Genomic DNA, 23,564 nt, shown 5'->3' with positions numbered 1-23,564 from the left:
TTTATAGTCATTTAGTCCTGAATTAACCCCTGAACAAAATAAAGAAGTCGCGTAATAAAAACGCGACAACTATCTTGAAAAACACCGCAGACCGAAGGTTCGCGGTTGATCATATGGCTTCTACTTGACCACCGTCAATGAGCGGGTCACCGTGTCCAGAGTTGTGCCATCACTGGCAGCTCCGGCCGAAACGGAACCGGATCCTTCATTGTCAGCTCGCACTGTCCAGGTCTGACTGACGCTGCCTCCGGGAGGCACGTTGCCAACGGCGACGGAACTACCCGGACTAACGTCTTTGAGCAGGGAATTCGGCGTCACCGCAAAGCTCAGTTGCGCCCCGGTAATCGTCGAAGTCCCGGTATTGGTGAGGGTAACGGTGAATGAGGTTCTATCGCCGCGGTCAATTGAGGTTGGTCCAGACAAGACCACAGTGCCCTGTGCTGAGCCACCACCAACGACGGTGATTGTCACACTCGAGTTGTCAGTGCCGCCTGCCCCTGTCGCGAGCAAGAGATAGTTCGTGGTGCTGGTCGGACTGACAGTAATGCCGCCGTTCAACGGCTGTGAGCCAACCCCGTTGTCGATCGACACATTGGTGGCGTTGGAGGTAGTCCAGTTTAGAGTGGTCGACTCCCCAACGGTGATCAGAGTCGATGTGGCGGCAAAGCTGTCAACACTCACCGGCAGCGGCGCCGGATTGACGGTGACGGTGATCTGAGCCGAGATCGGGCCGTCGGTGCCCTGAGCCGTCAGGATGTAGGTCGTGGTGCTGGCCGGACTGACAGTGATGCCACCGTTCAGCGGTTGTGAGCCAATCCCGTTGTCGATCGACACACTGGTCGCGTTGGAGGTGGTCCAGTTTAGAGTGGTCGACTCCCCAACGGTGATCTCAGTCGATGTGGCGGCAAAGGTGTCGATGCTCACCGACAATGGCGCCGGATTGACGGTGACGGTGATCTGAGCCGAGATCGGGCCGTCAGTGCCCTGAGCCGTCAAGATGTAGGTCGTGGTGCTGGCCGGACTGACAGTGATGCTGCCGTTCAATGGTCGTGAGCCGATGCCGTTATCGATAGACACGCTGGTGGCGTTGGAGGTGGTCCAGGCCAGGGTCGTCGATTCCCCGGCGGTGATCTCAGTCGATGTGGCGGCAAAGGTGTCGATGCTCACCGACAGTGGCGCCGGATTGACGATCACGGTGGTCTGAGCTGAGATCGGGCCGTCGGTGCCCTGAGCCGTCAGGATGTAGGTCGTGGTGCTGGTCGGACTGACAGTGATGCTGCCGTTCAACGGCCGAGAGCCGATGCCGTTGTCGATCGACACGTCGGTGGCGTTGGAAGTAGTCCAGGCCAGGCTCGTCGATTCCCCTGCGATGATCTCAGTCGGTGTGGCGGCAAAGGTGTCGATGCTCACCGGCAGTGGCGCTGAATTAACGGTCACTGTGGTCTGAACCGAGACCGGGTCACCGGTGCCCTGAGCCGTCAGGGTGTAGGTCGTGGTGGCGACCGGGCTGACGGTGATGTCGCCGTTCAACGGCTGTGAGCCGATGCCGTTGTCGATAGACACATTGGTGGCGTTTGCGGTGGTCCAGGTTAGAGTAGATGTCGCGCCCGCGATGATCGAAGTCGGTGCCGCAGAGAAGGTTCCAACGCTAGGACCTCCCGGGACCGTAGCGACGGATGGGAGTTCTACCACGAAATAGCGGTAGCTCAATTCTTGGCGTGTACGGCCACGTTGCAGATTGATGGTTGACGAGTCGAGCAGTTCGAATTGCCACATATCCCGTGGATGAGCGTTACCTCCGCCATCGGTCATGCCACTGACCCAGGCAAATGATTGAGCCAGATCGGCAACCGGTAGAAAGCCGGTAATGGTTGCGGTATTGGTCGAGTTCAACAGGTTGTCGGCCTGCCCCGACTGAACCTGCATTTGCGGATTGCTGATCACCGACCAGCGAATGGTCTTGGTGGCTGTCGCAGCGGCATCCTCTTGCACCCGCAAGTTGGTCGGTGAGGTCAGCCATAGTCGATGACCCCGTTCATCCAGATTGGCGGAGTTGCTGCTCCAGGTAAAGTACACCCAGGCGTTGCCCACATCGGTGACCGAACTCACGGCGACGTCTGTCCCGCCCGGATCCGGACTGGGCACTGTGTCTCCTGTTTGAATGTTCCAATTGCTGCCCACGAACTCTACCACCTGATGACTGGAAGAAATCGCACCGTTGCCATCGCCCCGCCGCAATTGAACGGTGTTCGCCCCATTGATCCAGGCTCGAACATCTCCTCTGTCGTATGCACTCGAGGCGGTATTGGGGTTGCTCGAGCCGGCAGCAAACACCACAACCTTGTTGCCATTGACTACCGAACTGATTGGACCATAGCTCGTACTAGTCTGGCCTGCAGACCAGGCATGAACCCGGCGATCTCGCACCCGCAACTCATTGGCGCCACCGGCGGAGCCGGTGTATTCAACCAGCAACACCCAAACAGTGTCGGTTTGAGCCACTGCGGACGCTCGAGTCGCAGTAAGGCTGGTGCCATCCGCGCCCAGGCTGACATAGGCTGAGATCTCTACCGGGTCTTGCGTGCTTTCCGCGGTCCAGCCCATAGCATGTTGAGTGACACCAGAAATGAGGGCAATCGTTCGTGCGGGATCCACAGCATCAAATGCGGAAGAGACAACGGCGCTGGCCCCCGCAGGAATCGTCATTTTGGCGAGTTGGGTGTTGAAATCAGCTCCAGTCGGAGCGGCTTGAACCTCTATGACCAGGCTCTCGGTGACGGTGCCTCCAAGTCCGGTCGCAGTCAGCTCGTACGTGGTGGTCGTGGCTGGGCTGACTGAACTGCTGCCATTGGCTGGCTGACTCGCACCGCCGTTGATCGAGACGCTATCCGCCTCCGTCGTCGCCCACGTGAGGGTAGAGCTTGCGCCTACCGTGATTGTGGACGGACTAGCAGAGAAGCTATCAACCGTCGGTGGCGCAGGGGCCGCCGGACTGACGTTGACGGTAACTTCGGCCGTTGTTGTCACCCCGGATCCTGTCGCACTGAGGGTGTAGGAAGTGGTGACCGTTGGGTTCACCGTGACGCTGCCATCAACACTGACGGCTCCTACACCGTTATCGATTGACACATTGCCCGCGCCGGTCGTATTCCAGCTCAGGGTGGCGGATTCGCCGGCCGTGATCGAGGCCGGAGTCGCTAAGAAGTCATCAATCGTCGGCTCCACAGGCGGTGGCGGCGGCGCAGGATTGACAGTAACCGTCACCAATGCCTGTGACGCGCCCGCCGGACCTATGGCGGTCAGAATGTAGAGCGTGGTGGCGGTTGGGCTGACCGATATGCTGCCATCAAGCGGCAGATTCGGCCCGGCGTTAATCACGACGCTATCGGCGCCGGTCGTGGTCCAGCTCAGGATGGCTGATTCGCCGGCGGTGATGGTGGTTGGCGAGCCGGAGAAGCTATCGATGGGAGCGGTTGGAGTAGCGGCAAGCACTGTGATCACCACAATGTCGGTGCTGGTAGCCCCCTGGTTATCGGTCACCTCCAGTTGTACCGTATGCACCCCGATGGGCATGGTGATAGTGAACGTCGGAGCGTTGTTGATAGTATTGCCATGCTCGGTCCAGTTATAGGAGACGATAGTGCCATCTGAGTCTGACGATCCCCTACCGTCAAAATGCACGAATTCCAGCGTATCGCCATTGGCATCTGTTACGGTCAGATCGAGACCGGCATTCGCCACCGGGGATTGATTGTTGGACAATGCCCCGTTAACCGTTACCACCAGGGTATCGCTCGCTGAGCCGCCGTCATTGCCGGTCACCAGCAGTTGCACGGTGTGGCTGCCACTGATCTCCGCCGCCAAGACTCCTGGTATGGCACGGCGATCGAACGCTACGTCCAGCGTGACACCCGCGCCGAGCAAGGATGCCCCTGAGGAAGTCAACTCGAACCATTGATAGGATTCGATGCCACCTGAGTCGAAAGACAGTGTTCCATCTAAGGTCACCAACTCAGAACCATCGCCGTCATTGTCGTCAACGGTTATATCGACGCCAGCGTTAGCAATCGGCAGCTCGCCTGGCAGAGGTGGTTGTGAGCCCGGAGGGGCCAGCAGCGCCTCGACTTTGACCAGATCGACGAAGAACTGTCCCGTGCTCATGTTAGACTCGAACTCGAGCACGATGTTCGCAGCCGTCGCAGGAAACCACGAGTGCCCAAGTGGGATGGCCGAGCCACCGTAAAAAATGTAGGTATCATTACTCTCGGCGCTGGTAATGGTATGGATAGTGGTGAATGGGCCGCCGTCAACACTCACCTTGACCAGTAATTCGTCGGCGCCAGAAAACTGGCTGGCTTTACCCTGGAAAGAGACCGACATGCCCGTGCTACCAGCTGGCATGGCGATGGTACGGCTCAACAAGGAACCCGAGGCGCCCATTTGCACCTGCGGAGGATCGGGAAAAGTATCGACACTCGATAGGGTGACATCGCCAGCCGTCAGCCAGGAACCAAAGCCGATGGTAAAGTCGTCGAAGAACAGCTGGTCACTCTCTGCCGGCTCCACCCTGACCGTCACCCCAGCGCCACGGGTGAGACCACCGTCGTCGGTGACATTCAGCACCAGCCTATGGTCGCCACTGGTCACCAGTGACGTCGTCAACACCGGTGACGTGCCAAGCAATGTCTCACCCTCGAGCCAGGCATAATTGGCGATGAAGCCATTATCAAATGAGGCAAGGCCATCGACCGTAATTGTAGCCTTACCAGTATTATCAAAATCGACGTACACCTGACCGGGGGGACCGACGATTGGTACGGGTGGCGGGTTGACCTCAACCGGCGCTGGCCCGCCGTGGTAGACAAAGGCTGCCCCCTCATTGATTTGATCCACGTCGTAGAAGCCGAATCCCACGATCACATCGCTGAAGCCGTCACCATTGACATCTCCTGCCCCGCCCACGCCAAGGTCATAGCGATTGAGGTTTCGAACCGCCTCCGACTGCCTCGATCCGATCCGTACATACGCATCCAACTCGCTGGTGGCGACAATTCCAGAGGGACCGCCGCGGAACACGTAGGCAGCCCCCTCACTGTTCAGGCTCCCGACGTAGCCGACCGCCCCGATGATAACATCGTCGAAGCCGTCCAAATCAATGTCACCGGCCGATGCAAGCTGAGTTGCATGCACTCCCTCGACCAGACTATCGGCCTGGAGAAAGTCGGTGACGGGGATGCCTGCCGGGCTCCCCAGGAATACGCCGAACGTGCCACTTCGCTCGAATGACGCCCCGGGAGGATTACCCAAGTCGGGAAATCCCGGGGCACCGAGGATAATGTCGCCAAAACCGTCGCCGTTGACATCGCCAGCTTTTGATACGACGCTACCCGGGCCCGTGATGTGCGCATGAGCGGTGGTCGGGTCGCTGCCGACGATCCCGGTCGCACTGCCCAGAAATAGCGCGGCGCCGTCGATAAATACGAGGACGTCATCGAAGCCGTCGCCGTTAACGTCGCCGGCTCCCGAAACATCGGCGCCCATAAAGCCGCCGCTCGGCTCGGGGAAGCCTGCCGGATAGGCCAGCAGAGTCGCGTCGGCATCGTCAAAGCCACTGGCGGTGATCCCGGCCGCACTGCCGTGGAACACCACCGCCGCGCCGCCAAAGCCCTGTGCCTGATTGGGGGGAATATTAGGGGGAAAGGTCGGGCTGCCTTGTCTGGGAGCACCGATGATAATGTCATCGAAGCCGTCGCCGTTGACATCACCGGCCCCCGCCACGCTAAAGCCAAGAATGGCGTCGATTTGATTGGCATCGATGCGTGCATCGGCGTCGTCCGGGCTGGTGGCGGTGATGCCAATATCACGCTTACCGTAGAACACAAAGGCCGCGCCTTTAACGGTTAAATTGGGATCACCACGGAACGTACCTTCGTAGTGAGGTGCGCCGACGATGAAATCGGCGATCCCGTCGCCATTGACATCACCAGCTCCGGCAACACTGGTGCCGAATTCCGCACTCGCCTGGTCACTCCGGATCACGGCATGGGCGCTGGCGGGTTCAGAGCCGACGACTCCCGTGGCGCTGCCGAGGAAGACGAACACCGCCCCTTCATCGAACAAGCCCGTAGCTAAATCCCAGCCGCGGGAGCCGACGATCACATCGTCAAAGCCATCGCCATTGACGTCGCCTGCTATCGCGACAGAGCCGCCAAACGCTGCGGGATCAAACCCGCCGTTGTCCGGCTGGTTTGACTCCAGGATAGCGTCCGCCGTACTCGTGATCAGAGGATCGATCACCACCGGGTATGCCGCACCGGGATCTTCGACGATCAGCTGCAGGCGCTGCGGCGAAGGAACTTCGAGCCGCGACGCCAGAACCATGCCATTGGCATCTGTTACCACCAATTTTGCGTAATTGAGTCGACGTCCTGCATCGGTTGTCAGCACGATCGACTGACCGCGCAGGCTTGCCTTGGCATGTCCCACCGCGAGTTCCAACACAAGCGGGCCCTCACCTGTCATCGAAGCCGCAAGGGTAAACCCTTGCTCTAGTCCCAGCGGCGAATTCTCGTACCATTCAATCACGCCGGGTCGCTGGATCTCAACCCGCGTGCTCGTGTGCGTAACTATGCCTGCTGCAACAGGTAAGAGCTCGGCGCCCCGGCCCATGCCGATCAGCGAAAAACTGGCCAGCTCGGACTCCCCTGCCGCCGTGCGGTCGTGCACCCGGATGCCGGTGGAGTCGAAGTAGGTGCGTAAATTGTGGGCGCGATTTGGTGCCTGCAGGCCCTTGCCGTTTTCGCTCGGCTGATATTCATTCCTGGCCCGCGCACGCTGTAGCTGAGTCCACCAGCTCTTGCTGACACCCGTCGGGAAGTGGATTACTGATGTAGTCACTGCCGCAGACTGAGCCTCGGCAATAACCGATGTTGAATGTTGCTGGGTTTTGACGTTGTCCGCCATGCCTCCCGGAGATAATAAGGCTCTCGCGTTGTTTACGGAAACACTCGCTAACGATTCAATGGTGGTCAAGGGCTTGAGTTTATCGAGCGTTGCTGTGTTAGAACCTGCTGTCAGCAAAAACGTAATTGCCACTAGGGTGATCAAAATTAAGAGAACTACAGCAAACACTGCTCTGCCGGGCTCAACCATTTTCAATTTACTATTCATCATGGTTCCTTCGTAATGCAACAGCTCGGTGGCTAAGCTAGCGCTGCAGCATGTTTTTACTAATCAAGTGTTATTATTAGAAGGGCATACCTAAGTATAGAACAAGGTGGGCCTGGCCATTGAATAAGTCAGGTGTTTTCTTTGCTTTTTTCGCACGAATATTAACGGGATCATGCTGTAGTCTCCAGGCTTAATAAACGCATAAATTTTGCTCTGGGCAAGTGATGGCATTGAGCCAACGGTATTGCTATGATTGTTGTTGAAAAGTGAAGAACTAGATGGAGTAATTGGTGGCCTATCGATGATTCGATCACCGGACCTGGCAATTTTGTCAGACGGCCTGATTCGCTCATCAAACAGTATGAATACCGCTTGATGAGACGATAGTTAAAATTACGCTTTTGCTAACGCTTGTGCGATATCGGCAATGATATCGTCAATGTGTTCAATGCCAACCGAGATCCGGACTAAATCTTCTGATACACCGGCAGATTTAAGCTCTTCAGCGTTCAATTGGCGGTGCGTGGTCGATGCCGGGTGACATGCTAAAGATTTGGCATCGCCGATATTCACCAACCGTAGGATCATATTCAACGCATCGATAAACCTGCCGCCAGCCTCACTGCCGCCCTTAATACCAAAACTCAAAATACCAGAAGCTTTGCCGCCATTGAGTTTATGGCAAAGTTCATGGTAGGGACTATCGGCTAATGCGGCATAGTTAACCCAGCTCACTTTGTCATGGGCTTTGAGGTATTCAGCAACCTTTAAGGCGTTATCACAATGACGTTCCATGCGTAAACATAACGTCTCTAAGCCTTGCATGATAAGAAATGCATTATGCGGGGATATTGCCGCACCGGTATTTCGCAGCGGTACTACCCGACAACGGCCAATATAAGCGGCGGCTCCTAGAGCTTCGGTATAAACAACGTCGTGATATGAGGGATCGGGATCATTTAACATTGGAAATCTGCTCGCATTTGCGACCCAATCAAATTTTCCAGAGTCGACGATGATGCCACCAATACTCGTGCCATGGCCACCAATATATTTCGTCAGTGAATGGATAATAATGTCGGCACCGTGTTCTATTGGCCGGCAAAGAGCAGGAGTTGCTACCGTATTATCAACAATTAATGGCACCCCATGTTGGTGGGCAATCTTAGCTAACCGCGCTAAATCAATAACATTACCGGCGGGATTGCCAATGGATTCACAAAAAACTGCTTTGGTATTTTCATCGATGAGGTGCTCAAAACTGCTTAATTCATCGCCGGAGGCAAATCGAACTTCTACCCCTTGGCGGGGCAAAGTATGGGCAAACAGGTTATAAGTACCGCCATAAAGTTGACTGGTACTGATAATATTATCGCCAACCGAGGTAATTGCCTGGATCGCATAGGTGATTGCGGCCATACCTGAGGCAACGGCTAAGCCGGCAATTCCGCCTTCCATTGCCGACACTCTTTGCTCTAACACATCGGTTGTTGGGTTCATGATCCGAGTATAAATGTTGCCAGGAACCTTCAAGTCAAATAAGTCTGCCCCATGCTGAGTATTGTCGAAGGTGTACGAAGTTGTTTGATAGATGGGGGTCGTTGCAGCTTTGGTTGTTGCTTCCGATTCGTATCCATGATGTAAGGCTAAAGACGCTAATTTCATAAGAATTTCCATGTAGTTAATATGCTTAACATTAACTTATCTTCCCTGAATTAAAAAAGCCAGTAACATTGATTACTGGCTTTTTTAAATTGGCAGCTTTAGTGCGCTTTAATTAGATGTTGTAACCAGATTCATCGTGTTCAACCAAATCCAGACCTGTGGTTTCCTGTTCTTCAGATACTCGTAAGCCACCGGTCATTAAGCCAACAACTTTAAACAGGATATAGGACACTACCGCGGTATAAACGATGGTTGCAATGATACCAATTAGTTGTACACCTACCTGCTCTGACATTGTTGAAATGCCTTCAGCAAAACCAAAACCGCTAAACACACCTAATGAGGTAGCCGAGAAAATACCGGCTAAAAAAGTCCCTAAAATACCGCCAACCCCATGCACCGGGAACACGTCTAGTGAATCGTCAATTTTCAGCTTTTGTTTGATATAAACCGTACAGGTAAAACACACAATACCGGCTAAAGTACCAATCACTAACGCTCCACCTGGACCAACAAACCCGGAGGCGGGAGTGATGGTACCAAGGCCTGCAACCATCCCCGTTACCGCGCCCAGTACACTGGCTTTGCCAAACTTTTTCCATTCAATAGCCGCCCAGGTTAATGCACCTGCGGAGGCAGAGATATGAGTCACTAACATCGCCATGGCGGCGTCACCATTAGCCGCTAAGGCACTACCGCCGTTAAAACCAAACCAGCCAACCCAAAGCAAACCGGCACCGGTGACTGTCATGGTTAAGTTATGCGGCAACATTGGCGTTTTCGGAAAACCTTTACGAGGGCCTAATACCATTGCCGCCACTATTGCGGCCACACCTGCGGTAATGTGTACCACAGTGCCACCGGCAAAATCATAGAGCCCCATCTCAGCAAGCCAGCCACCGCCCCAAACCCAATGAGTCACGGGGGCGTATACCGTTAATAACCATAAGCCACTGAATAACAGCACCGCTGAAAATTTCATCCGTTCGGCAAATGCACCAATAATAAGGGCTGGAGTTATCACCGCAAACGTCATTTGAAACAGCATGAACAGGCTTTCCGGAATGTCGCCAGACAAAGTACCTTTGCCGATGTCGGCCATCATGACTTTTGAAAAGTCGCCAATCCAGGCGTTGCCTGCACCAAACGCCAGGCTATAGCCAACCACCAGCCATAATATTGATGAAATACTGGCAATAGCAAAACATTGCATCAAAATAGAGAGGATATTTTTACTGCGCACTAAACCACCATAAAACAGCGCAAGTCCTGGTAGCGTCATCAATAAGACTAACGCTGTCGAGGTTAATATCCACGCCGTATTGGCGCCATTTAATTCGTTTTCACCGGCAACGCTGGAAAATCCAATGGTGGCGCACAGTAATACGCATAGTTTTAATATTTTAATCATTATTTTACCTTAAATTGCTTCGCTTCCGGTTTCACCAGTACGAATACGAATAATCTCTTCGATATTGGTTACAAAAATTTTTCCATCGCCAATTTTACCGGTATTGGCCGAATTGATTATGGTTTCGATCACTCTTTCGACCAACTCATCATGAATGCCGATTTCTAATTTTATTTTGGGCAGAAAATCCACTTGATATTCGGCACCACGATAAAGTTCGGTATGACCTTTTTGCCGACCAAAACCTTTAACTTCAGATAACGTTAAGCCTTCAATGCCGATTTCACTGAGTGCTTCGCGCACATCATCGAGTTTAAATGGTTTGATAATCGCGGTGATTAGCTTCATTGCAGTACCTTTTTTGAATTTTAGAGTAAATACTAAAATATCTAATCAACAGAGCATAAACAAGTACATTTTAAATAAAACCTCACAATAACCGAATAACTATTCACTTAATTGACGATATGCGGTCAAAATAAGCTTAAAAGATGCTAAACAGATTTAGCAGCTCTGATACTTTTGAGCTATTTTTGAGCTATTTTTGAGCTATTTTTCAGTGGTTATCGCTATGGACTATTTCCAAAAAGTCTCTTTTGATTTATCATTCCTGCCAATAAAATTAAACTAATGCATCGAGTCAAACAGGGATCAACATGACATTCAAACTATTACCATTAGCTTTTGCCTTAGCATCAGCTTCTACATTTGCCGCAGAAGCTGTAGATCAACCAAAAATTTGGTCTGGGGATGTTGAATTTGGTTACACAAATTTATCCGGCAATACCGAAGAATCCACTACCGTCGGTAAATTTAATTTGCTCCGCGAAAGCGCGCCGTGGAAATTCGCAGCTCATGTTGAAGGGCTTGCTTCGGAAAAAGACGAAGAAAGAACGGCCGAAAAATATTCAGCGTTCACTCGCCTGGAATACAACTTTACTGCTAAGAACTACGTGTTTGGCCGGGTATCTTATGAAGAAGATAAATTTAATGGTTACGAAAATCAATACACAGCAACCTCGGGGTTAGGTTGGAATGTCTATGATCTTGACACCTTTGATTGGGATCTTGAAGGCGGTGTCGGTTATCGTGCTGGAAAACTTGAAGATCCACTGTTAGAAGATGAAGAAGAAACTATCGTTCGATTATCGACTTTAGTCGATTGGAAATTTTCAGAAACCGGTACCTTTACTCAATTACTCAGTACAGAAATTGGTGATGAAAACACCATTAGCTACTCTAAAACGGCAATAAAAGTGCAGGTGATTGGTCAAGTCTCATTAAAGTTAAGCTACAACATAAAATATACTGAAGAGGTTCCTGACGGTACCGAACACGCAGATAAAGAAACGGTTGTTAGTGTCACTTATTCTTTCTAACCGCAATACCAATGAGAGATGGGCCTGCTCATCTCTTACTTTCTTCTTTTAACTTGGCTCTCATCTCTGCCAATTCGGCATCGACCTTAGCTATCATCTGAGCAAATTGCTGGTTATTCTTTAGCGGCTTAAAGATCGGGTCTATTTTAGCATTCCATACTTGTACCCAACCTGCGTCTATTGCCCCCTGGAAGAAAGCAAGCATGTCTTCTTCTTCATTTTGCAGTGCTTTAATTGCCGCCATGTTGTAATAATAACCGGGGTTATTGGCCATTTTATTGACACTCTGTTGCAAAAACAGGGTGAATTCCGTGAGCAAAGCAGCCATTTTGTCTGGCTGTTGCAGTTGTTTATAGGCAAAGGCTAAATGTAGTGCCGCCTGTCCTTCAACTAAGTGGTAAAAAGCATTCTTATTTCTCATTTGCGCATTTTTCAAAGCTTCAAATGCGTTAACGGCGGCACGGTAATTTTGCTGATAAAATGCTACCTCCCCCTGCACATATAAATCCATACCATGGTTGCCAGCGCTGGATTTAACCTGTCCTAAGTACGTTATTGCTTGCTCGAGGGCACCTTGTGCGGCATAAAATCGGGCTCTCATAAATACCGTTTCAGTGCTGCTTAACAGCGACGGGTTTTGTTCAAGATAACTAAACCAGAACTCGCTGGCTTCAATATTGTTCATGTCCATATTCGCCAACAGTAACCCTTGAACGGCGTTCTTATTTACCGGATCAACTTTTAGGGCTCTTTGATACATGGCAACCGATTCATCAAGCCGTCCACGGTTGCGAAGAATATCGCCAACTAAATTATAGGCTCCCGGGTAATAAGGATCATTACCAACAATTTGAGAAAATAAGTCCATCGCTTTGGCTTCCGAGCCTGCTTGATAGTAGCACCAGGCCACATTGTATGCGGCTACCGGCGATCTTGGATCCAGTTCGAAAGCCTGTTCAAACAATTGATGAGCACTGGCAATCTCACCTTGCTCGCGCCGTAACGTGCCATACCACATATAGGCCATTGCATAGTTAGGATTCAGCTCAATTGCCCGCTTAAATGCCAGCTCGGCCTTTTCGTTATCAGCACCGGTTAATAACAAACCTTTAGACGCGTAGGCTTCACCTAAATTCTCATTAAGACTAAGGGCTTTGTTAACGGCTGCTTGGGCAGCAGTCCTTGCCTGTAGTTCCGACATAGAGCCGTATAATGCGAGTAAAACATTTGAGTCGGCAATACCTACGTAGGCTCGGGCATAATTGGGATCTTCAGTGATCGCCTGGCGAAAATGAGTTAGGGCTTTTTTGATGGCCGGTACGGTACGGTGGGATAACTCTTTTTGGCCTTTGCCATATTCAACCATCGCATCTACGTTCTCGGTGCCAACGACAAAGGGTGAAGTTGCCGTATTACCCAGTAAGGTAATTTTCATTTTATCAACAACGGCCCTGGCAATGTCATCTTGTATTTGAAATATATCGCGATATTCTCGATCATAGGTTTCTGACCACAAATGCTCACCGGTGCTTACTTTTATCAGTTGCGCGGTAACACGAATTTTATTGGAGGTGTCATTTTTGCGAATACTGCCCTCTAAAATTGTATCAACATTTAACTCTTTTCCTATTTCAACAATCGATTTACTGGTAACGCCTTTATAGGTAAACGACGAGGTTCGTGCGGCTACTTGTAAATCAGGAATTTTCGCCAGCAAATTTAACAATTCTTCCACCATACCATCGGCAAAATATTCATCTTCAGGATCCGAGCTAAACGGCACGAAGGGTAAGATGGCAATGGATGTTTTGTTGTTAATTGCCGCCGATTTATTAATGCTCGGCGGTTGTGGAATAATTGCAGGGCTGGCGGCAGTTTCGTTAATGGTAACTTGGTTATCTACCATTAACTGGCTAGCAAGTGTCACTAAAACGGCTATCAGCAGAGCTCCTGCTACAGCAAACGTGGTGAGGATATTAACCTTTTTGGCGTTGTCGTCTGCAGCATTGTCCTGATCATCGGCGCGCACTATGCCATGAGCAGTAAAGTTAAATAACCAGGCAAAAATAAGGCTGACCGGAAAGCCGGCGATAAATATTTTCAACAACAAAGTCATCACACTATCGGGCAAGCCCAATGCCGGCACGGCTAAATCGGCGATTTGTATTAATGGCCAGGCCGATACCGCATAAATGGTTGCAACTTTAAATACTTGTCGTTGCTTTAATTGAGTGAAAATATTTTTCAATTACTTATTCCAAAAATAAACTGCAAATTACTTTTAAAGTAATCCTATAACTTTAAATAATAACATACCACCCTTAATATTTTTGAGTTAACCGACTGAATAACCATAACTTTAAAATATGACATTTACCTTGATGCAGAGGCAACGGAAAAGCCGAATGAACCATATAAGTTTAGTTAATTTAAACAACTAAAGTTCAGCCTTGCTAAAAATGCCATATACTAAACATATACATATAAATATAAGAAGCAGACTGAAGGGAAACTCAGCTTTGAAATTAACATTATCGGTAACTTTGTTTTTATGTTCTTTTCTGAGTGTCGCCAATGGCGTTTCAGTGTCTGTCGGCCAGTCGCCTCCCAGGTATTCCGGTTATGATTACAATGACGCAGTCAGGATTGCTTATGTTCTTCCCGTTTCGACCAGGATAGAGTTTTTAGAACAAAATCACATTACTGTCGATGTTGAATTTTCGTATATGCAATGGCGGGATAACAGTAAAAAATGGGGGTCGTATGATGACGATTGGTATGAAGATATTGAGGGCATTTCGATAACCCCCCTGTTCAAATATCAACTCGCTACGCTATCAAACAACCTGGATTTATACATCGCTGCCGGTATTGGCATCAGTTATCATAGAGGGATAAATTGGGGCTATCGAGAATTAGGCACGCGCTGGTTATTTGAAGACAAGCTTGAGTTTAGTTTACTGTATAAGCAAAGACATCAATTTTCGTTATCGTTAATCCATTATTCTAATGCGGATTTTGAGAAGAAAAACCAGGGCGCGAATGTTTATTCAATTGGTTATGGTTATCATTGGTAAGCCGTTTAATTTAATGCATTGGGCTATTTAAAGCTCGGTTAGTCCCCAAATAAAGGCAACCATCGCGGTAATACTAATTAACCCGGTATAAGCCATCCCCGTAACAACGTACTTAACCGAAGTCATAATATAGCCTTGCTGGTAAATACGCTTTTGCATGATGAACAAATAAATCGGTATCCACACCAGCAAACAAATCGCCACAACGTTTAAGCTTGTGTCTAACCACGGCAAGCCAGTTATTAGCTGATCTTGTACCATATCAATAATTTCAAGTAGTAGAATAGTGAAAAACACAAAACTGTGACTATGTAGGGCAACAGTTAAGTGCTCCATATAAAAGCGTTTGGAAAACAAATACATAATTTTCAGTAAGGCGGCAAATATGGGTAACAGGACAAACATTAATGGCGGTAATTTACTGATTATTTGCTCTAACAAGGGCCCGGTATCGCTTTGAAATGCTTTCGACGCTTTTTTCTCTAATTGACTGGCAAAATCGTTCACCATGGCATTTTGTGCTGCTGGCAAAAATGGCAATGACAAGGTGCCATCGCTACTACTGCCAAGAGTCAGCAAATTCACCTGCTCGCCATTTCTCACTTTGGCGAGTTTTTTGGTCAAATTGGCGTATTGTTTTTGCTGGCTTTCTGTTAACGGTTTCGCCGATTTAATTTGTCGAAATTCAAGGCCAATAAGTTCGCCTGCTATCGCCTTTCGTATTTTATTACTTTGCTCGCCAAGATCGGTTTGATAGTAATGAAATGTCTCTAACTGTTGCGTAACCAATTGCAGCGCTTCTGACTGACGTTGTTGTTCTTGATCTTCTGAGCTAAGCAACAAGTCCCGTTGTTGCTCTAATTCGCCAATGTGAGTCGTCACTTGGCTAAGCACGCTTTCATCATTGTTAATATTAATAAGGTTACCGTTTTCGCTGACGGCAAAAAATTCCAAGGTGATGAAAAAGATGATGCTGATAAATAAATAGAGCCTTAGTGGTGGCACATAATGCACTCTTCGGCCGAGAATATATTCATTGGTAAGAAAACCCGGACGGGTTAATAATGGCCAAATGGTACGGCTTGCCCGAGAGTCGAAACTAAAGATATCGTCGAGTAAATGCAACATCACTAACCAGAAATATTTTATCGTCGACTCTGAATCTTGGCCACATTGAGCACAATAAGGACCATTGAGCTGGGCTTTGCAATTGCGACAAATCGATTTATCTGCAGCCACTGCAGACGCGGCACTTAACTGCGTATCTTCTGTTTCCGTGTTCGCCATAAGGATAAAAATACCCGAGTAACCCCCGCAACCGTTCACCGTGACGAGAACATAAGTAGAGTAATTACAATTATCTATTCAAATTAATTGGTTATTATACCAATTTGCTTAAATATCTGCTCATTTTTAATCAAATTGGTATTACTATTGAACAAATAATAACTGATTCATACTTTTAAACAAAAAAATTTAAATATATGCACTATTGATGGTGGTTAAATGTTGATTCTCTGTTAAATTTAAGGGGTTAATAACAGCAAATTATAATAAATGACATCCATAATATTAGGAGAACGATAATGGCGTTTGAAGTTACCTTCGAATTAAAAGAATCAGATTTGGAGCATTTTCGTGGGGTTATGCGCAAAGCTCAAGATGGCGCAAAGTCATTAACTGAGCAAGTGATTTTAGCAAATGCTAAAAGCCTTATTGAAGATGTGAAAGGCAATGTTCCTACCTTCGTTAGTGAGCGAATTAAAAAATTAGAAACTTTAATCGCGATGATTGAAGACAGTGAATGGAAAATTCCCAGTGAAGAGCGCGCCGATGTATTAAGCGCTTTAGCCTACTTTAGTGATCCAGAAGATCTAGTGCCTGACGATATTCCGGTATTGGGCTTTTTAGATGATGCCATTATGATCGAATTAGTGGCTGAAGATTTAAAAGACAATATTGAGGCTTTTGATGAATTTTGTGCGTACCGATTACGCGAGCAAGGCAGAGCCGGTGATGAAACGATTACTCAAGATGATTGGTTAGATGCCAAACGCCGTGAGTTGCATTCACGGATGAGAAATCGTCGCTCTTCTCGCCGTCGTGGTGGTGGTTCATTCCGTTCGATATTTTAATCTGAGTCTTTACCCTTGAGAATACTGATTAAAAAGCCTTTATCTATTTGATAAAGGCTTTTTAATAACCGCTCAAAATAATCAAATTGCGATAAAAATTACTTCTTTTCCGCATTAAATTTCGCCCACGGATCGGCAGGTGAGCTTGATTGCGAGTTGTTATCCGGTCTTGAGCTTGAACGCTGAGGGCGAGCCGAGCGTGGTTTGGAACTGCCTCTGGAGTTGCCTCTAAAATTTGCCGCTCGTTCCGCTTTTCTTTCATTGAGAGTTTGCAATAGTTGCACAGTTAATTCCATCGGCTCGCCCGGAGTTTGATCCAGCGGGATCAAGCGTTGCCGCGGCGGTAAATCGTATTGGCTGTCACTCGGGCGGGGTAAGTGTTTAAACTTGTATAAATAAAACGCTTCCAGCTTTTCCTGCGCCCATTCGGTTTTTCGCAAAAACTTTAAGCTTGAGTCTATGCTAGGATTTTTTTGAAAACAGTTAATGTTGGTGGCTACGGCCAGTATTTCCCAACCATAATAGTCGACTAACTCATTGAGTAATATTTCTAATTTTAACCCATGCAAAGGGTTATTCTGTTGTTCTTCTACCGATATACTCATGATTTTTCCTGACAATGGTTAATACTATAGATTATAAATTCAGATAGCAGCTTTGAATAGGTTTATCGCCAACTAATCATAAATTTCTGCCAAACCATGGTGACTCAGAGCTGCTTTTTCCTTGAAACGGATACCACCACATTTGCAGCAATGAGGTATACCACATATAGGCTGAAGCGACCGTGTATCCCAGGCCAGAAATAATCGTTAACGAGTCAATACTGGCGCCATCATCAATTTTCGCCGACGGTAGCACCCCTTCATAGCTTTGAAAATTCGGAATTTGTGGTTGTCATTGGCATCAGCACAGTCGCTAATATCAGATCAGTGACAAGCGGCATATTATTGGTTAACCTAAGCTTAGGACTAAAACTAAAGAATGGAAATCTAAATGGATCTAGTTAAATTACTCAGTGCGGTAGTATTAATGTTATTGCTGGCAAGTTGTGGCAGCGACGAAAAAGATGATTATTCGGTGATAGAGCTAGAAGCTCCTAGTGCATCAACAAAAGGGTTTCGTCAAGCAACTGATGCGGAAGAAACCTTAACCAATCTTCGCAACAGCATGCTCTACTCGGCCAATCGCTATTATTTTAATGGCCCAGCACCGAGTTCAGCAACAGCAGAAAGCGCAGGGACGGATGCCAGTGGTGGCGGTCCCGGCTTTTCAACAACCAACACCATAGAAGCCGGCATCGACGAAGCTGACCGGGTCAAATATGATGGTGAACAGCTATATATTTTAGCCAATCAAAACTTTGGCAATATTGGCGTTGGTGGTGTTGGAGGCGTTGGTGGTGTTGGAGGCGTTGTTGCTGCTGCAACAATAACCACAGAGCCAGTAGACGATACTCCCTGGTACTCGCAAAATTCTTACATTCGCATCATGCAGACCAATGAAGACAATCAATCTACTGAAATCAGTCGTATTGAATCTTCCGACGACTATGAATTTCATTCTATGTATTTGCATGATCAGCAATTGACTGTTTTTGCCAGTGAGTACAATTATAATGAGGCCGCGGATGATTGGGGGATTGCCGACTATCAATCCCGACAAAGTGTGCATATTCTTGCCTTTGATACCAGCGTACCAGCGACGCCAACGCTGACCAAAGAAATTGAAATTGAAGGGTATTTGTTACAAAGCCGTCGTATCGATAATAAATTGTATGTGGTCAGTTCATATCGGCCCAACCGACCAGAATTAGCGTTCCCATCGCCCAAATCAAAGCAACAATATAAGGCCGATGACGAACAAGTTGCGGCGTTATCCGCACAACATTTATTGCCGATGATACGTTTCGATCAACAAGATGCACAATTACTGAGTTTGCCGGAAAATTGCTATATCGCCGCGGACAATAACAGTAACTCAGTGCATCGTAATATCATCAATATCAGTGTTTTTGATTTAACCAATCCAGAGCAATACAGCTCCACTTGCATTAACAGTACACACCATGATTTTTACATGTCGAAAAGCGCCATTTATCTTACCTCTACTATTTGGCAAGATGATTCTCAAGAGCGCAATACGGTTATCCAGCAAATGCAACTTAGCGAACAAGGAGTCGATTACCGGGCAACCGGCATAGTACCTGGTCACTTACGCCGAGGAGCAAAGTTTAGGCTCAATGAAAACAATGACTTATTACGTATTATCACCAGCATGAACACAGAAGATGCAAGTGACAGGCTAGATCATCAATTATTTGTATTGCAAACCAATGATAACAATCAGCAACTAGAGGCCATTGGCCAGTTGCCCAATGCAAACCGACCTCAAAAAATAGGCAAAGATAATGAAGATATTTTTGCCGTCCGATTTTTTCAAGACCGGGTGTATGTCGTCACTTTTGAGCGTACCGACCCGCTTTATGTTATTGACTTAACCACCGCTGACGATCCGCTCATTGCCGGTGAATTGGAGCTCCCTGGCTTCTCGACCTACCTGCATCCCCTTGGCGAACATCACTTATTTGGCATTGGTCAGGAAGGTGATGGCAATGACGGCGTTAAATTGGGCTTGTTTGATATTTCTCAACTCGATCAGCCCAGACAATTGGCAACGACAGTGATCGGCGATCGTTACAGCCAAAGCCAGGCCCTTTATGAACACCGTGCCATTTCCATTTTAACCACTGCAAGCAATCACTACCGCTTAGCGTTTCCCGTGACAGTACGTGTTATGGATGAAAACCTTGATAGTAGCCGTTGGGATCATACCGGTTTATATCTATTTGATATTGACTTGGACAATACCCAACAGCCACTGAGCAGTACCGGGGTGATCAAGGCCGAGCAAAGCAACCAGGAACGCAACTATCCTTACTATTACGCCAATGGTCGCAGCGTGATCGATGGCAATAATGTTCATTACATTCATGGTCCATTTGTTTTTTCTGCACGATGGCAAAGCCCGGAACTGGTCATTGGCCCGCAATAAATGGCTAAATGCAAAAACAGGCATATATACAGTTATCCAAAAAGATAACTGTATAAAATAACAGTGGTAGTGTAGTATTCATTTCAAAGTACAAAATACTAGCGAGTGTATTCGTTGAAACTATACATTGCCGAAAAGCCAAGCCTTGGCAGAGCCATTGCCGCAGCATTGCCTAAACCTCATAAAAAACAGCAAGGCTTTATTGAGGTCGGTAATGGTGATGTGGTTAGTTGGTGTATCGGCCATATTTTAGAGCAAGCCGATCCTGATGCCTACGATGACAAATACAAAAAATGGCAAATGGCACACTTGCCGATCATTCCTGAGCAGTGGCAATTAAAGCCAAAAGCCAATACTCGCGCACAACTGACGGTGTTACGCAAACTGGTGAAACAATGTGATGACATTGTGCATGCCGGCGATCCTGACCGCGAAGGCCAGTTACTCATTGATGAAGTGATTGATTATTTAAACGTCAGTAACACTAAAAAGAGTAACATTAAACGTTTACTAATTAGCGATTTAAACATTGCCGCGGTGAAACGTGCGTTAAACTCATTACAACCGAATAGCCAATTTATGCCACTGTCTGTTTCAGCCCTGGCTCGCTCACGTGCTGATTGGTTATATGGCATCAATCTTACCCGTGCTTATACATTGCAAGGGCAGAAATCTGGCTATAACGGCGTATTGTCGGTTGGTCGCGTGCAAACACCAATACTTGGCCTGGTGGTCGAGAGAGACCAGGCGATTGACTGCTTTGTCAGTAAACCATTTTATGAAGTATTGGCTCATATAGAAACCCGAGAAAATGAAGCTTTTACTGCAAAATGGCAACCAAGTCAGGCCTGTGCACCTTACATGGATGATGAAAAACGAATTTTAGTAAAGGGGCTTGCCGAAAATGTTGTTGCCCGGATAACCAATCAAGATGCTGTTGTTAGTTATGTGTCGGTTGAACAAAAACAACAACATGCGCCGTTACCGTATAACTTGTCGACGTTGCAAATTGAAGCGGCAAGAGCGTTTTCAATGAATGCTAAGCTGGTGCTCGATGTTTGCCAGGCCTTATATGAAAAGCATAAATTAATCACTTACCCACGCTCTGATTGTCGTTATTTACCGGCGGAACATTTTAAGCAAGCGCCAGCTATCACTAAAATGCTGGCCAGTTCAGCATTAGAATTTAGTCAATATGCCCAAGGCGCCAATCTTGGGATTAAATCTAAGGCCTTCAATGATGCAAAAGTGAGTGCCCATCATGCCATTATTCCCAGCGAAAAATCGGCCAATAACATTAATCTGAATGCCTTTGAAAAAAATATTTACGCGCTTATTGTGCGCCAATATCTTGCTCAGTTTTATCCAGCATATGGGTATCAACAAACCAAAATAACATTAACCATTGCCGGCGGAGAATTTAAGGTTAACGGCAAAGTTCCTCAACAAATTGGCTGGAAAGCAATATTTAAACAACATGCCGCTGACACTAAAAAAACAGCTGCAGCAGATGAGCACCAACGTTTGCCGAAATTAACCAAAGGCGATGTATTGCATTGTAAGCAAGGCCAGCTGTTAGAAAAAAACACACAACCGCCGCAAAGTTTTACCGATGCCAGTTTGCTGACGGCAATGACAGGTATTGCTCGTTATGTGAGTGATGGCGAGATTAAAAAAATCCTCAAAGATACCGATGGTTTAGGCACCGAAGCCACCCGCGCAGGAATTATTGAGTTATTATTTAAACGTGGATTTTTGCAGCGTATTGGCAAACAAATTAAAGCTACTGAGGTAGGGAAAGCGTTAATTAATGCCTTGCCAGGCATGGCAACAAAGCCAGATATGACGGCACAATGGGAAGCAACATTGAATGCCATTTGTGAGCAAACAGTCAATTACCAAAGTTTTATGGTGCCCTTACATGAGACTATTCACACTATGATCAATGGTGCTAGTCAGCAGTCATTTGCCAATTTACCACCTGTAAAATTTAAGCCCAAAAGAAAAGGTAAGTTTAAGCGCGCTAAAAAAACAACGAAAAAAGCGTCATAACATTATTGCTGATAAACGTCAGGTTGCCATATTTGCATTAATATTTCTGGATTTTCTACCGGCTTAAAGCCGTACTGAGCGTATAAGCTATGGGCATCTCTGGTGGCTGGTGGAAAGAAATGCATAAATGAGCTCAAAATCGAAGTCATGTTGATTGTTACTTATGGTATAACCCTGCACGTTTCACTCCGCGATAACTACTCCGCGATAATTTCTCCTGCATTATTCTACCTACGTACCTCCTGGACTAGTGCGTTATTCTACTACATACCATTATCCATGTATTAATGCTCTAACTGCTCCGGCGCTGACTGTTCTTGCTCTAGTTGCTCTTGCTCTAGCTTGGCTCGCTCCGCTTTCGAAATGTATTTCGGCTTATTTTTTGGATTCTTTTTGGCATTAGCTCGTTTCAATTGCGCTTTCAGCGTTGATTTCACTTTCTTTTTTCGATTCATAACAAACCTTAGTTAACTACTCTTAAACAAATGCGTTGACGATATACTGATAGCAATTTTATCAGTTTTACGGTTGGTGAACTACCCGGCGACTAAAGATCACTGCGTTTTCTCGATGGCATTCGATAAATAAGCGGCAAGTAGGTCAATAGAGCGATAAAAATCAGCTTTTAATCGCAATGTTATACCAATGAGTATATGGATGTGATTAATTGTTGAAGTGAGTTTGTGCATATTCCACTCGTGCAGCAATACTAGCGCCGCGCCTATGATTTAACGCCTCTATCTGCTTTAATCTAGGTAGCATGCCCATGCCGTTAGCAATTTGAATGGCCAAACCTGGGCGAGCATTAAGCTCTAGCACTAGCGGCCCTTTTTGCTTATCTAAAACAATATCGGCACCTAAGTACTTTAATCCAGACATTTCATAGCAACCGGCCGCTAACGTCAGTAAACGTTGCCAGTTGTTAATTTCGACCTCGGTTAAGCTCTTGCCCGTATCCGGGTGAATTTCAATAGGACAGTCGTATTGCACCGCTCGCTTTGCCTTCCCCGTCGCGATATCTATGCCTACGCCCACGGCCCCTTGATGCAAGTTGGCTTTGCCATCACTGGCATGGGTGGCCAGACGCAGCATAGCCATCATCGGGTAGCCCTGAAATACAATTAAACGTATGTCAGGAACACCTTCATGGCTAAGGCCTTCAAAGATTGGATCGAACTCAATCAAGGCTTCAATCACGGCGACATCGGCGGCGCCACCTAAACTGAACAAACCGGCCAGGATATTGGAAATATGGCGGATCACTTCATCATGAGAAACGTATTCACCACTGGCTTTTTTATAGCCATTGTCATCGGTTTGTAAAATTACCAATATGCCTTTACCACCGCTACCTTTCGCGGGTTTAATGCAAAAGCCATTATGCTGGTTTAAAATATCAAACACTTGCTTAACGTCATGCTGATAGCGCACGATACCAATTAAATCTGGCACCGCAACATTATGTTCTAACGCCAAATTTTTGGTTTTTAATTTGTCATCAACATTTGGGTATAGTGAACGATCATTATACCGGCCGATGTAAGAAAAGTTCCGTTGATTCATCCCCATAATGCCGCGCTCGCGCAGTTTAAACGGGTTGGCAAAATTAAACATGTTACCC

The 23,564-nt window shown here is 47.5% G+C and carries 16 protein-coding genes; 5 read left to right on the top strand and 11 right to left on the bottom strand.

The window, feature by feature from the left end; all coding sequences use genetic code 11:
• Window positions 1-120: 120 nt before the first annotated feature.
• The 4 genes from ND16A_RS20390 to ND16A_RS03730 all read right to left on the bottom strand — a co-directional run bounded on the left by ND16A_RS20390 (window position 121) and on the right by ND16A_RS03730 (window position 10,594).
• Window positions 121-7,173, bottom strand: a complete 7,053-nt coding sequence (locus tag ND16A_RS20390; protein ID WP_081945656.1) for a PKD domain-containing protein — start codon at window positions 7,171-7,173, stop codon at window positions 121-123.
• Between the two features lie 390 nt (window positions 7,174-7,563).
• Window positions 7,564-8,835 (bottom strand): O-acetylhomoserine aminocarboxypropyltransferase/cysteine synthase family protein, encoded by a 1,272-nt coding sequence (locus tag ND16A_RS03720; RefSeq protein ID WP_033078766.1) that lies wholly within the window; start codon window positions 8,833-8,835, stop codon window positions 7,564-7,566.
• Window positions 8,836-8,947: 112 nt separating this feature from the next.
• Window positions 8,948-10,246 carry an ammonium transporter gene (locus ND16A_RS03725; RefSeq protein WP_033078765.1) on the bottom strand — a complete coding sequence of 433 codons (1,299 nt, stop codon included), beginning with the start codon at window positions 10,244-10,246 and terminating at the stop codon, window positions 8,948-8,950.
• 9 nt (window positions 10,247-10,255) lie between these two features.
• Window positions 10,256-10,594, bottom strand: coding sequence for a P-II family nitrogen regulator (locus tag ND16A_RS03730; protein WP_033078764.1), 339 nt, complete (start codon window positions 10,592-10,594; stop codon window positions 10,256-10,258).
• Between the two features lie 308 nt (window positions 10,595-10,902).
• On the opposite strand from ND16A_RS03730, the gene ND16A_RS20385 reads away from it, so the two are divergent.
• Complete coding sequence (locus tag ND16A_RS20385) at window positions 10,903-11,625, top strand: DUF481 domain-containing protein (RefSeq protein ID WP_052073256.1); 723 nt, start codon at window positions 10,903-10,905, stop codon at window positions 11,623-11,625.
• Between the two features lie 28 nt (window positions 11,626-11,653).
• Here the strand turns inward: ND16A_RS20385 and ND16A_RS03735 are convergent, their stop codons facing one another.
• Window positions 11,654-13,873, bottom strand: a complete 2,220-nt coding sequence (locus tag ND16A_RS03735; protein WP_033078763.1) for a tetratricopeptide repeat protein — start codon at window positions 13,871-13,873, stop codon at window positions 11,654-11,656.
• A 271-nt stretch (window positions 13,874-14,144) separates the two neighbouring features.
• On the opposite strand from ND16A_RS03735, the gene ND16A_RS03740 reads away from it, so the two are divergent.
• Complete coding sequence (locus ND16A_RS03740) at window positions 14,145-14,702, top strand: acyloxyacyl hydrolase (RefSeq protein ID WP_033078762.1); 558 nt, start codon at window positions 14,145-14,147, stop codon at window positions 14,700-14,702.
• A 27-nt stretch (window positions 14,703-14,729) separates the two neighbouring features.
• Here the strand turns inward: ND16A_RS03740 and ND16A_RS03745 are convergent, their stop codons facing one another.
• Entirely contained in the window at window positions 14,730-15,989 is a 1,260-nt protein-coding gene (locus tag ND16A_RS03745) for a DUF3667 domain-containing protein (protein ID WP_033078761.1), read from the bottom strand.
• A gap of 299 nt (window positions 15,990-16,288) precedes the next feature.
• On the opposite strand from ND16A_RS03745, the gene ND16A_RS03750 reads away from it, so the two are divergent.
• Window positions 16,289-16,837, top strand: coding sequence for a YkvA family protein (locus ND16A_RS03750; RefSeq protein WP_033078760.1), 549 nt, complete (start codon window positions 16,289-16,291; stop codon window positions 16,835-16,837).
• Between the two features lie 98 nt (window positions 16,838-16,935).
• On the opposite strand, the gene ND16A_RS22035 is transcribed toward ND16A_RS03750, so the two are convergent.
• Window positions 16,936-17,442, bottom strand: coding sequence for a VF530 family DNA-binding protein (locus ND16A_RS22035; protein ID WP_033078759.1), 507 nt, complete (start codon window positions 17,440-17,442; stop codon window positions 16,936-16,938).
• Window positions 17,443-17,518: 76 nt separating this feature from the next.
• A complete protein-coding gene (locus ND16A_RS0119600; protein ID WP_033078758.1) occupies window positions 17,519-17,698 on the bottom strand; it encodes a hypothetical protein in 180 nt (59 codons plus the stop codon).
• Between the two features lie 135 nt (window positions 17,699-17,833).
• On the opposite strand from ND16A_RS0119600, the gene ND16A_RS03760 reads away from it, so the two are divergent.
• Both ND16A_RS03760 and ND16A_RS03765 read left to right on the top strand, forming a co-directional pair.
• Complete coding sequence (locus ND16A_RS03760) at window positions 17,834-19,891, top strand: beta-propeller domain-containing protein (RefSeq protein ID WP_033078757.1); 2,058 nt, start codon at window positions 17,834-17,836, stop codon at window positions 19,889-19,891.
• Window positions 19,892-20,005: 114 nt separating this feature from the next.
• Window positions 20,006-21,943: a DNA topoisomerase III gene (locus tag ND16A_RS03765; protein WP_033078756.1), complete on the top strand. Its 1,938-nt coding sequence runs from the start codon at window positions 20,006-20,008 to the stop codon at window positions 21,941-21,943.
• Between the two features lie 2 nt (window positions 21,944-21,945).
• On the opposite strand, the gene ND16A_RS20755 is transcribed toward ND16A_RS03765, so the two are convergent.
• The 3 genes from ND16A_RS20755 to ND16A_RS03770 form a co-directional block, all read right to left on the bottom strand.
• The gene (locus tag ND16A_RS20755; RefSeq protein ID WP_327144965.1) at window positions 21,946-22,092 is read right to left on the bottom strand and encodes a hypothetical protein; all 147 of its coding nucleotides are present in this window, start codon (window positions 22,090-22,092) and stop codon (window positions 21,946-21,948) included.
• Between the two features lie 135 nt (window positions 22,093-22,227).
• Window positions 22,228-22,398 (bottom strand): DUF2986 domain-containing protein, encoded by a 171-nt coding sequence (locus ND16A_RS20750; protein WP_081945654.1) that lies wholly within the window; start codon window positions 22,396-22,398, stop codon window positions 22,228-22,230.
• Between the two features lie 208 nt (window positions 22,399-22,606).
• A complete protein-coding gene (locus ND16A_RS03770) occupies window positions 22,607-23,557 on the bottom strand; it encodes an alpha-L-glutamate ligase-like protein (RefSeq protein WP_033078755.1) in 951 nt (316 codons plus the stop codon).
• Window positions 23,558-23,564 lie beyond the last annotated feature (7 nt).

This window comes from Thalassotalea sp. ND16A, from assembly GCF_000764205.1.
Taxonomy (GTDB): domain Bacteria; phylum Pseudomonadota; class Gammaproteobacteria; order Enterobacterales; family Alteromonadaceae; genus Thalassotalea_A.
This window is presented reverse-complemented; position numbering and strand designations above follow the sequence as displayed.